Raw genomic sequence first — 15,068 nt, 5'->3', positions numbered from 1 at the left:
GAGTTTTCCCTACAGTATATTTTTCTCGTTGTTAAATTGCTACAAGTGGTGTCGGGGTTGTTGGATCTGTATCGTATAGCTCAAATTGCTCACCAGTTATAAAGCCCTTACTTGCTAAGGTTTGTTGGACGGACATTCGAGCTAAATCTTTCATATTATTATCCTTACTTAAGTGAGCTAAATAGATTCGTTTTGTCGCATCGCCAATACAATCAGACATGGCAATTGCTGCATCCTCATTTGAGACGTGACCTACATCGCTTAATATGCGTCGCTTTATGCTCCAAGGATAGTGACCCATTTGGAGCATTGAAACGTCATGATTACTTTCAAAAACAAACGCATCTGCATTATGAATGGTGCCCTTCATCCTATCGCTAACATAACCTGTATCAGTAATTAATGCTAGTTTTTTCCCTTGATGATGAAAGACAAAAAACATCGGTTCTGCTGCATCATGTGAAACTCCAAATGATTCAATATCCAATGATCCAAATGTTTTAACTGAGCCTGTCTGAAAAATGAATTTTTGCCCTGTTTCAATTTTTCCAATTAACCCATCCATCGCATTCCATGTTTTTTCATTTGCGTAAATTGGTAGCTTATATTTCCTAGCAAGTACTCCTAATCCTTTAATATGATCACTATGCTCATGTGTAACTAGAATTCCTGATAGTTTACTAATATCTTTTCCAATTTGCTCAAATAATTGTTGCATTTGCTTACCACTCAATCCTGCATCAACTAAAAAGGATTGATTTTCTGTTTCTACAAAAATAGCATTCCCCGTACTCCCGCTTGCAAGTACACTAAATTGCAAGCCCATATTATTCACTCCTAATCGATTTTTCTGCTGATTGTAATACTTCTCCCGCTAACGCGTTCACATAATAGTCTTTTCTCTCACCTTGGTCCGTTTCTACAATAAGATGCCAAGTTGGAGCTAAAATTTGCTGATTTGATAAAGGAATATTTGTGTAATATCCATAATCTACTTCAACAATTTTGCTATTCATCTGCAATAGATTTTTTGTATAAAGGACACCAATAGCTTCTAGTGGTGATACAGTAACTTCCTTCTCTTGTACTTCTTTTATATCCTCTAGCATAGATTGATTATACGAAACGATCTCATTTTTTTCATTCAAATTTAATATGACCATTGCAATATGTTCATCTAGCTCTTGAAATATTTTGTTGTCCTTATATTCCTGAATATAAATCATTGTATTTGATTTTTCATCTGAATACCAGTAATGATATAACTCACCGTACAATACATTATTTTTCACAAATTGATCCGCCTTGACCTCAGCATTAACATCAGGTAATGGAAATGGTTTGTCTAAATCCATATATAGTGTTGTAATGGAGCTTTCACCTATTGTGCTTCTTTGGCTTTGATCCTTAAGCTTAGCTATTTCTTCGGCTGTAAACTCCTTACTTTTAGCCGTAATATAAAACCCCTTTTCCTGAGATTCTGGAAGCTTTGAATAAGTAATTCCGGCTAGTTGCAAATCCTCTTCTGTCGTTGTTTCAACCATTGGCTCTACAATAGAGTCGCTCCGCATTTCATAAAAGGAGTAGGCTAAATAGAGATCTAATATGAGAAAAGCTAAAATAAAAATGGTTTTCGTTTTACTCCATTCCATTTGCATTTCCTCCAGATTGTACGATTTCGTCTTTAAATGTCTTTAATTTACCATTGTTCATTTCAATACACCATACTGGAGTAACGTTTACAATACCTTGGTTTTCTACATTTTCTAGTTGATAGGCAATATAGATATTACTTATATCTTCTTTGTCTATATCATTATTAGCTTTTAAGAGCTCTTCTACTTTTTTTCCTGACATTAACATAATTTCATTATTACTATTAATTTCAAAATCGATCCGGTATGAAGGTCTTTCATATGAAGCAGCTTCATTTTGACCCCATTTTTGAATGATCATCGTTTGAGGATACTCATCAAAAGGTATTACAGGGATTGAATGAATCTGCATAATATACGATATTTTATTTTCCTTATCATCTATATCAAATAACATATATTCATCTGTCCAACCGCCATGTTGATTTAAAAATTTAATACTTTGATCAACTAATGTGCTGGCTTCAAGAGGAACTGAATCATCAACAGCTGGATTTACATAATAAACTCTATGCTGTTCTGGATATATATCCAACAAACTAATAGCGTCCGTATAACTATTTTTACTAGTAATCGAGTCCTGTTTAATAACAGAACTATTGCTGAACAAAGCGTCTCTAAACCTTGAACCTGCTATCTCTTCTACTTTATATTGATGCTTCACCATTTTGGGTTCATTAACGGGTAAAAAGATTTCCTTTCCTTCACTTATATTGAAGGAATAATATTTTTCTAAATTATTTCTATCATTAAAAAGTTGCTTCACTTTCTGAGTAGCCTCACTATTGTTGTTTACAGATGATTCAACATACCTCATTTTATCATATGAAACAAAATAGACACTTTGAATACCACCGGTTTCACCGGCTTTTAAATAAATTCTGTCAAACTGAACATTCTCGGTATCTGCATCCCATTCTAACATCGTCTGGAATGTCTTCATTGGTATTTCATTTAAAAATCTTAACTCGATACTATTCTTTTGAATTTCCTTCAAATTTTCACCACTAGAAAAGGTTTCAACTCCACTTTCTAAATCACTATACTCCCAACTCTGCATTTTCATCCACAAATCATTTGAATGGCTAGCATCCATTGTGCTAAAGTGATTTTCACCATCATGAATAAATAATTGTTGTGGTTTTATAACTTCATAATATTTTTTTATTGTATTGGTTATCGGCATAACTTCATATACATCAGTTTCCTTCTTAGCATCAAATAATGTAGGTTGATATGTCCACATATTCCAGGTTAGTAGCAAACTGATGATAATTAACGCGGTCAAGATGGCACTTTTTACTGATTCCTTTTTCATTCCCACTCATCCTCTTGTTCCGGGTTATACGGTAAAGTAAAGTAAACTGTTGTTCCATGCCCTTCCTTACTTTTCGCCCAAATATCTCCTCCGTGAGCATAGACCATTTCCTTCGCAATCGCTAATCCTAAACCTGTACCACCTAATTTACGAGATCTTGCTTTATCCACCCGATAAAACCGGTCAAAAATCTTATTTTCACTACCTTTTGGTATTCCAACACCTTGATCTCTAATATAGATTTGTAGCTCTGTTGGTAGTACATCTATTGAGAACGTAATTTGTCCTCCTTCTGGAGAATACTTTAATGCATTCGAAATAATATTATCGAGAACTTGAGTAATCTTATCTGTATCAATATCAACAAACAAAGCCTCATTAGGAATTTTCCTTACAAAGTCTACATGCTGTGCCTTTGTCATTTCAAATCGATCAATTATTTTATTGAAAAAGTCACTGAAATTTACCAAATCTTTATTTAAACGATAGTCTGTCCGATCAAGCTTAGATAGCTGTAAAAGATCATTAACGAGACGAATCATTCGTTCTGTTTCAGTTTGAGTTACACTTAAAAATTGTGGAGCAATTTCCTCATCTTTCCATGCTCCATCAGCTAACGCCTCTAAATAACTTCGCATTGTTGTCAGAGGTGTACGTAACTCATGGGAAACATTCGCAACAAATTCCCTTCTCTCCTGCTCAATTTTTTCCTGCTCGGTTATGTCATATAAAACAACAATTACCCCATCAATTGCTCCCGATTCCTTCTGTATGGCGGAAAAGCTCGCTCGGAGAATGTAAGAGCGCTCCTTAGTATCTGTTTCTATAATAAGTGATTCTTGCTCATCAAGCATGCTTTCAAAACCATTATGATCCTCTAAACCTAATAATTCCGTAATATGGATATCTTTGATCGTTCCACGTGAAACATTTAGCATTTCAAGTGCAGGATTATTGATTAAAATAACCTTCCCAGTGCGATTTGTCGCAATAACCCCATCTGTCATATGTGCAATAACAGATGCAAGTTTTTTCCTTTCACCCTCGGTTGTAGCCTGTGCATCCTCCAGCTTCTCAGTTAAATAATTAAACGTATACGCAAGCTGTCCAATTTCATCTTCTCCATACACCTTAACTTTGCGGGAATAATTCCCATTTGCTAACTCAATTGCCTGTTTTCTCATATCAGTCATCGGTCTAGTTATCGTTCTAGCTAAAAATATTCCTAATGCAGCAGTAATAAACAAGGAAAGGCCAGTTCCAGTCGCAAAGATTTTATTAATAATCTTCATCTGAGAATAAACTTCTTCCATAGATGCAACAATATATACGGCACCACCATTAGATTCACTATTCGTGCTCTCCGAATTGATTGGAAATGCCATTTCAATGACTCGCTGATTATCATTATCCAGTCTAAGCTTATCGCCTATTAACGGATTTCCGAAAACAAGCGCTCTCTGTACTAACGCCTCTTTCGTCTTCTTATCAACAATATCTTTATCAGCCTTTGAAGTTGCGATCACAGTTTGTGTCTCATCGATAACTCGGACTTCATTTACTTCACCTGTCTCAGCAAAGTCATTTATAATCGAATCAATTTCAGTACCCGAGACTCCCTCATCTTCATATTCTTTAGTGCTCATTTCCTGCCCAATATTATAAACTAGTAAGCTAACTCGCTTTGACATCGAATCAATAAAATTAGTTTTTAACGAGCTTTCCAATTCCCTAATAAAATAAACTCCTATTATTTGCATGGCGATCATAATAAGTAAGACGTAAACTAACACAAACTTAAAATGAATCGAGTGGAAAAAACCAACCTTCTTCATATCTCTACTCCTCAGAGTTACGTAAGTAATAACCAACCCCACGTCTTGTTACAATCCATGTTGGGTGACTAGGGTTATCCTCTATTTTCTCTCGTAGACGTCTCACTGTAACATCAACCGTACGAACATCACCGAAATAATCATATCCCCACACTGTCTGTAAAAGATGTTCCCTTGTCATAACTTGTCCGATATGTTGTGCTAAGTAATGCAATAGTTCAAATTCGCGATGAGTTAATTCAATCGTTTCACCCCGTTTTGATACAACATATGCATCAGGGTGAATCACAAGTGAACCAATACTGATTTCATTAGTTGAAGCTTTCGTTTCATTACTATCATTCGCTTGCTGTCTTCTTAAATTAGCTTTTACTCGTGCAAGCAACTCTCGTGTGCTAAATGGCTTTGTAACATAATCATCTGCACCTAATTCAAGACCTAACACCTTATCAATTTCTGAATCCTTTGCAGTTAACATAATGATTGGCATATCGTATTTTTTCCTTATTTCACGACATACCTCCATTCCATCACGGTTCGGTAGCATAATATCTAATAAAAGAAGATCAGGCTTAATCTCCTCAACCATTTCCAATGCTTGATTTCCATCATATGCGCAATAAACGTTATATCCTTCTTTCTTTAGATTAAACTCTAAAATATCTGCGATTGGCTTTTCATCATCAACAACTAAAATTTTCTTATCCATTGTTTTCGCCCCTTTATCTCCGACTGTTCTATATGTTTAATGTACCATTTTCACAATTGATATTCATCTCTTTTACAAATATTAACGGTTATCTATCAAAAAAGTGATTGTTAAAATTGGATGCTTTTAGTATAAATCTACTCTGCTAAGTATTTCATAATAGCAAAGAGGTCTGACTCCTACAAAATGTCAGACCTCTAATCTTAATTTAAATAGTCCATCGGGTTTTTCAATGCACCATTTTCATAAACTTCAAAGTGAAGATGAGTTCCAGTTGAATTCCCTGTATTCCCCATGACACCTAATTTTTGACCTTGGGAAACAACCTGACCAGCAGATACTGCAATTGAATCTAAATGTGCATAGACTGTTTGCAATCCATTATTATGGTCAATGACAACCTTATTTCCATAACCACCGCTATACCCCGCCGATACGACCTTACCGTTGTCTGCAGCCTTAATTGTCAAATCGCTAGGTCTTGCAATATCAATACCTTTATGGAGCTTTCCCCATCTCTGTCCTAATCCGCTAGAAACATAACCTCCATTTGCAGGCCATTTTAGCGTTCCTGTACCTCTTGATGGTATAACCTTTGTACCCTTAACGATAATTTCTTTTACAGGCTCTTTAACAGATTGTTCGCTTGTGATCTCTCGTTTAACTTCAGTACCATTTTCTTTATAGATTAAGTAGTTTACTAGCTTCTCACCATTTTGGCCAACCTGAGTGATTTTCTGTTCACCCTTCGGCATTGTAGCGTCTTCTACCACTTCTGTTTCAAAAGATATTGTTTCCTTCTGCAAAGCTTCAATTTTCTCCGTCACATGAACAATTGGTGTTAACACTGTGACATTAAGAGTATCTCCCGGCTTGATTACTGAATCTTTATTTAATCCAGGATTTAACGTTAACAATTGCTCTAACGTTATTTGATGATCACTTGCGATACTACCTAATACGTCATCTTCCTGTACTTTATATATCTTTGTTTTCGGGATTCCTGTTTTTAATAAATTAATGCCTTGTTCAACAGTTAGGATTTTATCAGGTGAAACCTTTTTTACATCGAGTGATACATCTTCTGAAAACATAACATTTAATGTTCGAGACTTTCCTTCCTGTAGTGAACTAGGTTGTATATTTGCTTGCTCTCTTATTTTAAGTTCCTCTAATACACTATTGGATACAAATGATCGCTTATAGGCATTTAACACAGCTTCTGCATCTGAGCGGCTATTAAAGTTTGCTATGACTTGATTATTAATGATTAATTCTGTCGATTCAACAACTACATCTAACTCTTTATCAAGCTTTTCTAATGTGCTTTCGTTATTAAAAACCGGTCGAAACATTTGTTCAGGAATAACTTCTATATTCTCAAGGGTTAAATTCAGGTTAGAATACTCCCTTTTACTTTCCTGTAATTTCTCATTCTTAAGCTTTTCTATTTGTTCTTTATTATTAACAGTACCGATATATTCTTCATTTACATAGATGTGATAAACGGTTGATAAAGAAGATTCTGCAGATACATTACCCGCTCCAATTGTAAAAGCTACTGCTAATGCAGCTCCTACTATAATTGGTTTTAAATACTTCTTCCTGGGTAATACATCTCCTTTATCACCTCGAGATTGTATAAACAATTGTATTTCCTCCTACTCTTTCATACAAGACACTTATTTAAGTTTCTTACATTTGAGAGTTAGTTCATAAATCGACAAATATCTTATTTTCTTTAACTCTACTAATTTACCATAGAACCGAAACCGTTACCCGATAATCTGCCTATTTGTAATGGGATTGTATTATATCTAACATATTTTAGATTTATTTGTTATTAATTGTTAACATCGTAATCTTTGAAAGGATTGTCTGAAGTTTAAGGGGCTGCTATCAAAAAACGCGGCAAAAAATAAAAAGCACGACCTAATCGATCATGCTTTTAGAGTGGCTCGGGACGGAATCGAACCGCCGACACATGGATTTTCAGTCCATTGCTCTACCAACTGAGCTACCGAGCCATATTATAAAATGTAGTTTATTTCTAAAGTTCGTTTTACTTCTCACGTACTAATTATTTATTACTTACTTTGAATGTACTCTCTCTTTGACAACTAGTCCATCGCCCACATCTCAGAAGGACGATTCAAGATGCTGCTCGATGTGTGGCTCATGTAACGCTTCGTAGCCTATTCGGGCGTGCCCTACCAACTGAGCTACTGAGCCAGACCTTTGATTTAGTCGTTTATATGCACTTTAAAATGAATTATAGTATGTATTAATGGCGGTCCGGACGGGACTCGAACCCGCGACCTCCTGCGTGACAGGCAGGCATTCTAACCAACTGAACTACCGGACCAGACCTACTAATTTATTTTAAAGTGACCCGTACGGGATTCGAACCCGTGTTACCGCCGTGAAAGGGCGGTGTCTTAACCGCTTGACCAACGGGCCATTGTAACATGTTAATGAAAATGGTGAGCCATGAAGGACTCGAACCTTCGACCCTCTGATTAAAAGTCAGATGCTCTACCAACTGAGCTAATGGCTCATTTTTAAAAAATGAGTAGTATTATTTAATTTACCACTTGTCTCCGACGCCCAAATTTCAGTAGGCTTATTCAAGGAGCGGTTCAATTTGTGCGCTGATGTTATGCTTCGCAGCTTACTCGTTCGTGCTCTACCAACTGAGCTAATGGCTCATTTTAAAAAATGAGTAGTAACTTCTTTTCTGTTGTTTTAACAGGACGTTTTCTATAATAACATAGGTATTCATAAAATAACAATATCTTTTTTGAATTTTTTTTAATAGAAAAAGAGGCTGCCCTAGATATTAGGAAAAATCTTGTGACAACCTCTTTAGCTCACTCTGTTAATTAACTATATACACTGCGGATGACATTTGTTTGCGTTCTGTCTGGTCCTACAGAGAAGATTGATAAAGGAATTCCTGTTAATTGTGAAATACGTTCAACATAGTGTCTAGCGTTTTCTGGAAGTTCATTTAAGCTTTTAACGTTTGTAATATCCTCTGTCCAGCCTGGTAGCTCTTCATAGACTGGTTCACATTCTGAAAGTACTTTTAAGCTTGCAGGATATTCATTAATAATTTCACCCTTATGCTTATATGCTACACAAATTTTTAATGTTTCGATACCAGTTAAGACATCTACTGAGTTTAATGAAAGGTCTGTTAAGCCACTTACTCTTCTAGCATGGCGAACAACGACACTATCAAACCAACCGACACGACGTGGACGGCCTGTAGTTGTTCCATATTCACGACCTACTTCACGGATTTGGTCACCAATTTCATCCGTTAATTCTGTTGGGAATGGGCCATCGCCAACACGTGTTGTATATGCCTTTGATACACCTACAACATGGTTGATTTTTGTCGGTCCAACTCCAGAACCAATTGTTACTCCTCCTGCTACAGGATTAGAAGATGTAACAAATGGATATGTACCTTGGTCAATATCTAGCATAACGCCCTGTGCTCCTTCGAATAATACGCGACGTCCTTCATCTAACGCATCATTAAGCACAACTGATGTATCAACTACATATTGCTTAAATTGTTGTCCATATTCATAATATTCATCTAAAATTTCTTCTACAGTAAATCCTTCTACTTCATAAAACTTTTCTAAAAGACGGTTTTTCTCTTCTAATGCACGAGTCAATTTCTCCTCAAATACATCACGTTCAAGTAAATCGGAAATTCTGATTCCGACACGTGCTGCTTTGTCCATATATGCTGGGCCAATTCCCTTTTTCGTCGTCCCGATTTTATTTGCACCTTTTCGTTCTTCTTCTACCTCATCCAACTTTAGGTGATAAGGTAAAATAACATGTGCGCGATTGCTAATTCGTAAATTATCTGTTGTAATTCCACGCTCATGTAAATAAGCTAATTCAGCTACAAGAGCTTTCGGATCAACAACCATACCATTACCGATGACACTAATTTTATCTTTATAAAAAATACCAGATGGAATTAAGTGAAGCTTATACGTTTCTCCACCAAATTTAATTGTATGACCTGCATTATTTCCACCTTGATAACGAGCTATTACTTCTGCATTTTCTGAAAGGAAGTCGGTAATTTTCCCTTTCCCTTCATCTCCCCATTGTGTACCTACTACTACTACTGAAGACATTCCGTGCACCTCCGTAATTTCGCACTATTCAAACATGTTTATTTTATCAATGAGCTTTGCGAAAGTCAATGAAAATACGAACATTTTAAAATAAGCTGTTGAATTTGTTCGTAATTTGAGATTTTTCCTTATAACAGCATTTATTCCTTTTTTCTCTTCTTCTTCGTCATTAGTATGACCAAGATTCGATATACTAGTCTGTCATTGATATACAGAACGTATATTAAAAGCAAGGCTCTATTTAGCTTGCTTGCCTATTCAATTCCAAAAAAAAGAAGACCTTTTTCGGTCTCCTTTACGCTCCTGCTGGGACTCCAGCATCATCAAAACGCCGTTCCAGGTTTACGAACTTATTGTATTCTTTAACAAAGGCTAAAGAAACAGTACCAACTGGGCCATTACGTTGTTTTGCTATGATAATTTCAATAATATTTTTATTCTCTGATTCCTTGTCATAATAGTCATCACGGTATAAAAAGGCAACGATATCCGCATCCTGCTCAATACTTCCAGATTCACGAATATCAGACATCATTGGACGCTTATCTTGACGTTGCTCAACACCACGAGATAGCTGTGATAGCGCAATAACAGGAACCTTTAATTCACGTGCAAGTTCTTTTAACGTACGGGAAATTTCCGATACCTCTTGTTGACGGTTATCCGTACGGCCACTACCTTGAATTAATTGTAAATAGTCAATTAAAACCATCCCAAGTCCGCTCTCTTGTTTCAATCGTCTGCATTTAGCACGAATTTCACTGACGCGGATACCTGGTGTGTCATCTATATAAATACCAGAGTTTGAGAGACTTCCCATCGCCATTGTAAGCTTTCCCCAATCCTCAGGGGTCAACGATCCTGTTCTGAGTCTTTGTGCATCAATATTTCCCTCTGCACATAACATCCTCATTACAAGTTGGTCTGCTCCCATCTCAAGACTAAAGATTGCTACATTTTCATCAGTCTTTGTTGCAACATTTTGTGCAATATTTAAGGCAAATGCTGTTTTACCAACAGATGGTCTGGCTGCTACAATGATTAAATCATTTCGTTGGAAACCAGCTGTCATCTTATCTAATTCAGTAAATCCGGTTGGTATCCCAGTAATATCTCCTTTACGGTCATGTAGCAACTCGATATTATCATATGTTTGTACGAGAACATCTTTAATATTTTGGAAGGCACCCGCATTTTTACGTTGTGCAACCTCCATAATCGTTTTCTCTGCTTCATTTAAAAGGACCTCAACCTCGTCCTCACGCGTATAACCATCTTGTGCAATTGTCGTTGCTGTACGTATTAACCGACGCAATATAGATTTCTCTTCAACAATTTTCCCATAATATTCAATGTTAGCCGCAGTCGGAACAGAGTTAGCAAGGTCTGTTAAATAAGAAACACCGCCAACCTCTTCCAAAAGATTCGCATCTGCTAATTCAGCTGTGACAGTTACTAAATCAACAGGCTCACCTTTGTCTGATAACTCTAGCATTGCATTATATATTCTTTGGTGTGCTGCTCGGTAAAAATCTTCTGGAATTAAAAGCTCAGAAGCTAACGTTAAAGAGGAAGGCTGTAAAAATATAGCACCTAATACAGCTTGTTCTGCTTCAATATTTTGTGGTGGAATACGATCACCAAGTACCTCGTTTATGATGATCACCGTCCTTTAGTGTATTTATTGCTAATAGATTACTATCCTATAACTATGATTATATAAAACTCTTCAAGTATTAAGAATAAAAAAAAAGTGGTCAAGCTTCAAGACTAAATTTACTCTTTCCACAAAACCACAACCGCTTCCATATTATTACTGTTCTGTCACATGTACCTTTACTGTCGCAGAAACCTCTGGATGTAGTTTAACAGGTACATTTGTATATCCTAGTGAGCGAATCGCATCAGGCAATTCAATTTTACGCTTATCAAGCTTAATATTGTGGCTTTTTTTCAATTCATCAGCAATTTGCTTACTTGTAATTGAACCAAATAAACGTCCACCTTCACCGGATTTTGCTTTTAATTCAACAGTTAATTCTTCAAGAACTGTTTTAAGTTTTTTCATTTGCTCTAGCTCTTCGATTGCTTCTTTTTCTTGTTTTTTCTTTTGAGCATTTAAAGAGCTAACATTTGCATTCGTCGCCTCTACTGCAAGTCCTTGCTTAATAAGAAAGTTCTGTGCATATCCGTCTGCAACATTTTTTACTTCTCCCTTTTTTCCTTTTCCTTTTACATCTTTTAGAAATATAACTTTCATGATTTGGTTCCTCCTTCAAGATATTCATCAATAGCATTCTTTAACATATCGCTTGCATCGTCAATTGTAATATCCTGCAATTGTGTTGCCGCGTTTGTTAAATGTCCCCCGCCATTTAGTGCCTCCATGATAAGCTGCACATTAATTTCACCTAATGATCGGGCACTTATGCTAATGCTTGATTCACTTCTTCTTGCAATGACAAAGGATGCAACCACATTATTCATTGTGAGAAGTGTATCAGCTGTTTGTGCAAGAGTCACTTGTTCAAAATATGAATCATCCTTTGCGATTGCTATTGCAATGCCATTTTTATAGATCATTGTATTTTGAATAAGAGATGCTCTTCTAACATAATTTTCAATATCCTCTTTCATAAACTTATGGACAAGAACCGTATCTGCCCCTTTTCCCCTTAAGTATGAGGCTGCGTCAAATGTTCTTGATCCAGTACGTAAGGTAAAGCTTTTCGTATCAACTACAATCCCCGCTAATAGCGCTGTAGCTTCAATCATATTCATCTTTAACGGCTTTGGTTGATATTCTAACAGCTCGGTAACTAATTCAGCTGTAGAGGAAGCGTACGGCTCCATATAAACAAGTATAGGGTCCTTAATAAACTCTTCTCCACGTCTATGGTGGTCAATAACAATGACATGCTCGCTTATCGATAATAGCCTTTCATCAATTACTAACGATGGTTTATGCGTATCGAGGATGATTAGTAATGTTTCATCTGTCATTATCTCAAGAGCCTCATCGGGTGTTATAAACCAAGACCATAGTTCAGAATGTTGTTTCACTTCTTCCAACAGCTGAATGACTCCTGAATCAATGGCCTCTTCGTCTAAAACAATAAATCCCTCTTTCCCATTCGCTTGAGCTACCTTTAATATTCCAATTGATGAGCCGATTGCATCCATATCGGGAAATTTATGCCCCATAATCATCACTTTATCGCTTTCTGTGACAATTTCTTTAAGTGCATGAGAGATGACACGTGCTCGGACTCTTGTTCTTTTTTCCATCGGGTTTGTTTTGCCACCATAAAATTGGACTTTTCCATTTATTTGCTTAATGGCAACTTGATCTCCACCTCGTCCAAGAGCCAAATCTAACCCAGATTGTGCTAAATCTCCAAGCTCCTGCAAAGATGATACTCCTGTACCAATCCCGATACTTAAGGTTAATGAAACATTTTCAATTGTTGTCTTTTCCCTAACCTCATCTAGAATAGAAAACTTTGATTTTTCAAGTTTCGTTAAAATTTGTTCATTTAATACCGCTAAAAAACGTTCTGATGATACCCGTTTAATAAATACGCCAAAGTCCTTTGCCCATTTATTAAGAAGGGCCGTTACTTTGCTATTTATCGCACTTTTTGTCTGATCGTCCATCGCTTGAGTAATTTCATCATAATTATCTAAAAAGATATAGGCTAAAGCCGTTCGCTCATCCTCATATTGCTTTTCAATTTGAATTTGTTCTGTCACATCAACAAAATATAATAACCGCTCTTCTCGCTTGATGATAACCTTAAATTTTTGATCGTCTAATGTGATGACCGCTTCAGTTTCGGAATCTTGTTTAAATAACGGGAGCAATGAGTCATGAATCTCTAATAGATCCCTCCCAATTAAAGTATCTTCGTTCATAATAGACGTTATATATGGATTAGCCCATTCAATTCTGAAATCATCATCAATTAGCATAATTCCAATTGGCATTTCCATTAATGCCTCTTCACCGACTTTTTTTAGACGATAAGAAAGAGTACTTATATAGCTATCCATTTCCTTACGATATTCAAGTACTGACTTTCTGAGAAAGAAAAGTGCAATACATAAACAAACTGTTACAAGTATGCCTATAATCCAATTTAGGACAAAAAGAAATAGAACAGTTAATATTAAAATGCCTATAATTGCAATAAGAGAATAGCGAATCTGTGACTTTTCATAAAACATCGGCATTCGTTCTCATCAACTCCTCTCAAGCGGTGAATCCTCATTTCACTTTTTCGTTATTTTGTCACGGAGAGGGAAGCATAAATCAATTATACCTAAGATCCTCACAAGATAAAGGAATATTGGTATTAGAAACGATACAATTAATATGATCACTGGTATTCCTTTAGAAAGCCCTTTCTTGTTGGCATAGTAAAATAGAAACGAGTATCCTTGAATGATCAGTATAAACATTAAAATGTAATACAAGTTAACGATTGCAGTATAATAAAAGCTTTCTTGATTACCTGGAATCATCATTAAAATAGAAACCAATAAAAAGTACCAGATAACACTTGTAGGAAATTTTATATCTTTAAAATAAAAAATTGGCATTTCAAATTTTAATCGTTTTAAAATCGGCATCGAAATGTGATGGGTAATAAGTGCAAAAATAATACCTACCATGACAAAACAGCTAGGAAGAAGAGTGATGATTAATGTCAATGCTTCTTCAAATGCCTTGAATTGCTTTTCAACATCTAGATTTGGATTAATTTCTGAAACCATTGCCTTTGATTGCTCCATCGAGTCCTTTAACAGTTGGAAGAAATCCTTTACTATATCTATTTCTAACAAATAAATGCTCCCTACATAGACAATAATAAAGCCAACTGTATAGGCAATACTCCCCCCAATTATAGCACCTATCACTTGCTTCCTTCTATAAAATAACCCCATAACTAAACCGCTTAGTCCAAACATAAAGGCAATTAATATATTTGTAACGGCACCGAAAAAGATAGAAAGTAAGCTACCTGCTATTAATATAAAGATCGAGAGCGAGAGTCCATGCCTTATTGTAAACATCATAAAAGGTAATGGGAGAACAAATAGTAATATGGTCCCTAAAAAAGGTATGTATAGTGCTAGGAGCATTAAGATTAAAAAAAGTGCTAATAAAATAGCTCCCTCCGTTATCACATTAGCTCTTCTCAAAATATCACCTCTTTCTTGTCAATCTTATTAATGATCGGATCAAATATGTATACTTTCATTCCAATTAACAAATATAACGATTCAATTCAATCATTATAACCAAAAAACTCCCTTTATAATCTTACCAAAGCTATAATCTAAAATTCTAGAAAATGGGCTTGAAGTACATTTATGCGC

11 protein-coding genes and 4 tRNA genes are annotated in these 15,068 nt (G+C 35.8%); all 15 read right to left on the bottom strand.

The genetic code is table 11. The features are described from left to right. Window positions 1-31 precede the first annotated feature (31 nt). The 15 genes from HU235_RS01075 to HU235_RS01005 all read right to left on the bottom strand — a co-directional run bounded on the left by HU235_RS01075 (window position 32) and on the right by HU235_RS01005 (window position 14,891). The gene (locus tag HU235_RS01075) at window positions 32-826 is read right to left on the bottom strand and encodes an MBL fold metallo-hydrolase (protein ID WP_145582738.1); all 795 of its coding nucleotides are present in this window, start codon (window positions 824-826) and stop codon (window positions 32-34) included. A 1-nt stretch (window position 827) separates the two neighbouring features. Continuing rightward, window positions 828-1,652 (bottom strand): two-component system regulatory protein YycI, encoded by an 825-nt coding sequence (locus HU235_RS01070; RefSeq protein WP_174879130.1) that lies wholly within the window; start codon window positions 1,650-1,652, stop codon window positions 828-830. After that, window positions 1,639-2,973 carry a YycH family regulatory protein gene (locus HU235_RS01065; RefSeq protein WP_095302061.1) on the bottom strand — a complete coding sequence of 445 codons (1,335 nt, stop codon included), beginning with the start codon at window positions 2,971-2,973 and terminating at the stop codon, window positions 1,639-1,641. Before HU235_RS01065 ends, HU235_RS01070 begins: the two co-directional genes overlap by 14 nt. Then, window positions 2,970-4,808 carry a cell wall metabolism sensor histidine kinase WalK gene (gene walK, locus HU235_RS01060; RefSeq protein WP_095302060.1) on the bottom strand — a complete coding sequence of 613 codons (1,839 nt, stop codon included), beginning with the start codon at window positions 4,806-4,808 and terminating at the stop codon, window positions 2,970-2,972. The genes HU235_RS01065 and walK overlap by 4 nt, the downstream gene beginning before the upstream one ends. A 4-nt stretch (window positions 4,809-4,812) precedes the next feature. After that, window positions 4,813-5,517: a response regulator YycF gene (gene yycF, locus HU235_RS01055; RefSeq protein WP_095302059.1), complete on the bottom strand. Its 705-nt coding sequence runs from the start codon at window positions 5,515-5,517 to the stop codon at window positions 4,813-4,815. Between the two features lie 203 nt (window positions 5,518-5,720). Continuing rightward, the gene (locus tag HU235_RS01050) at window positions 5,721-7,166 is read right to left on the bottom strand and encodes a peptidoglycan DD-metalloendopeptidase family protein (protein WP_174879128.1); all 1,446 of its coding nucleotides are present in this window, start codon (window positions 7,164-7,166) and stop codon (window positions 5,721-5,723) included. 305 nt (window positions 7,167-7,471) lie between these two features. Continuing rightward, a tRNA-Phe gene (locus tag HU235_RS01045) sits at window positions 7,472-7,544 on the bottom strand. A gap of 261 nt (window positions 7,545-7,805) precedes the next feature. Next, a tRNA-Asp gene (locus HU235_RS01040) sits at window positions 7,806-7,882 on the bottom strand. A gap of 23 nt (window positions 7,883-7,905) precedes the next feature. After that, window positions 7,906-7,977: transfer RNA gene (locus HU235_RS01035), tRNA-Glu, on the bottom strand. A 21-nt stretch (window positions 7,978-7,998) separates the two neighbouring features. Then, a tRNA-Lys gene (locus tag HU235_RS01030) sits at window positions 7,999-8,074 on the bottom strand. Between the two features lie 325 nt (window positions 8,075-8,399). Continuing rightward, the gene (locus HU235_RS01025) at window positions 8,400-9,686 is read right to left on the bottom strand and encodes an adenylosuccinate synthase (RefSeq protein ID WP_095302055.1); all 1,287 of its coding nucleotides are present in this window, start codon (window positions 9,684-9,686) and stop codon (window positions 8,400-8,402) included. 295 nt (window positions 9,687-9,981) lie between these two features. Next, a complete protein-coding gene (gene dnaB, locus HU235_RS01020) occupies window positions 9,982-11,343 on the bottom strand; it encodes a replicative DNA helicase (protein WP_095302057.1) in 1,362 nt (453 codons plus the stop codon). Window positions 11,344-11,499: 156 nt separating this feature from the next. After that, window positions 11,500-11,946: a 50S ribosomal protein L9 gene (rplI, locus tag HU235_RS01015; protein ID WP_095302054.1), complete on the bottom strand. Its 447-nt coding sequence runs from the start codon at window positions 11,944-11,946 to the stop codon at window positions 11,500-11,502. Continuing rightward, window positions 11,943-13,919, bottom strand: coding sequence for a DHH family phosphoesterase (locus HU235_RS01010; protein WP_174879126.1), 1,977 nt, complete (start codon window positions 13,917-13,919; stop codon window positions 11,943-11,945). The genes rplI and HU235_RS01010 overlap by 4 nt, the downstream gene beginning before the upstream one ends. Window positions 13,920-13,958: 39 nt before the next feature. Next, window positions 13,959-14,891 carry a YybS family protein gene (locus tag HU235_RS01005; RefSeq protein ID WP_174879124.1) on the bottom strand — a complete coding sequence of 311 codons (933 nt, stop codon included), beginning with the start codon at window positions 14,889-14,891 and terminating at the stop codon, window positions 13,959-13,961. Between the last annotated feature and the right edge of the window lie 177 nt (window positions 14,892-15,068).

Source organism: Metabacillus niabensis, assembly GCF_902829255.1.
Classification (GTDB): Bacteria; Bacillota; Bacilli; order Bacillales; family Bacillaceae; genus Metabacillus; species Metabacillus niabensis.
The sequence above is the reverse complement of the archived record's forward strand: the minus strand, read 5'-3'. Positions and strand labels throughout refer to the sequence as shown.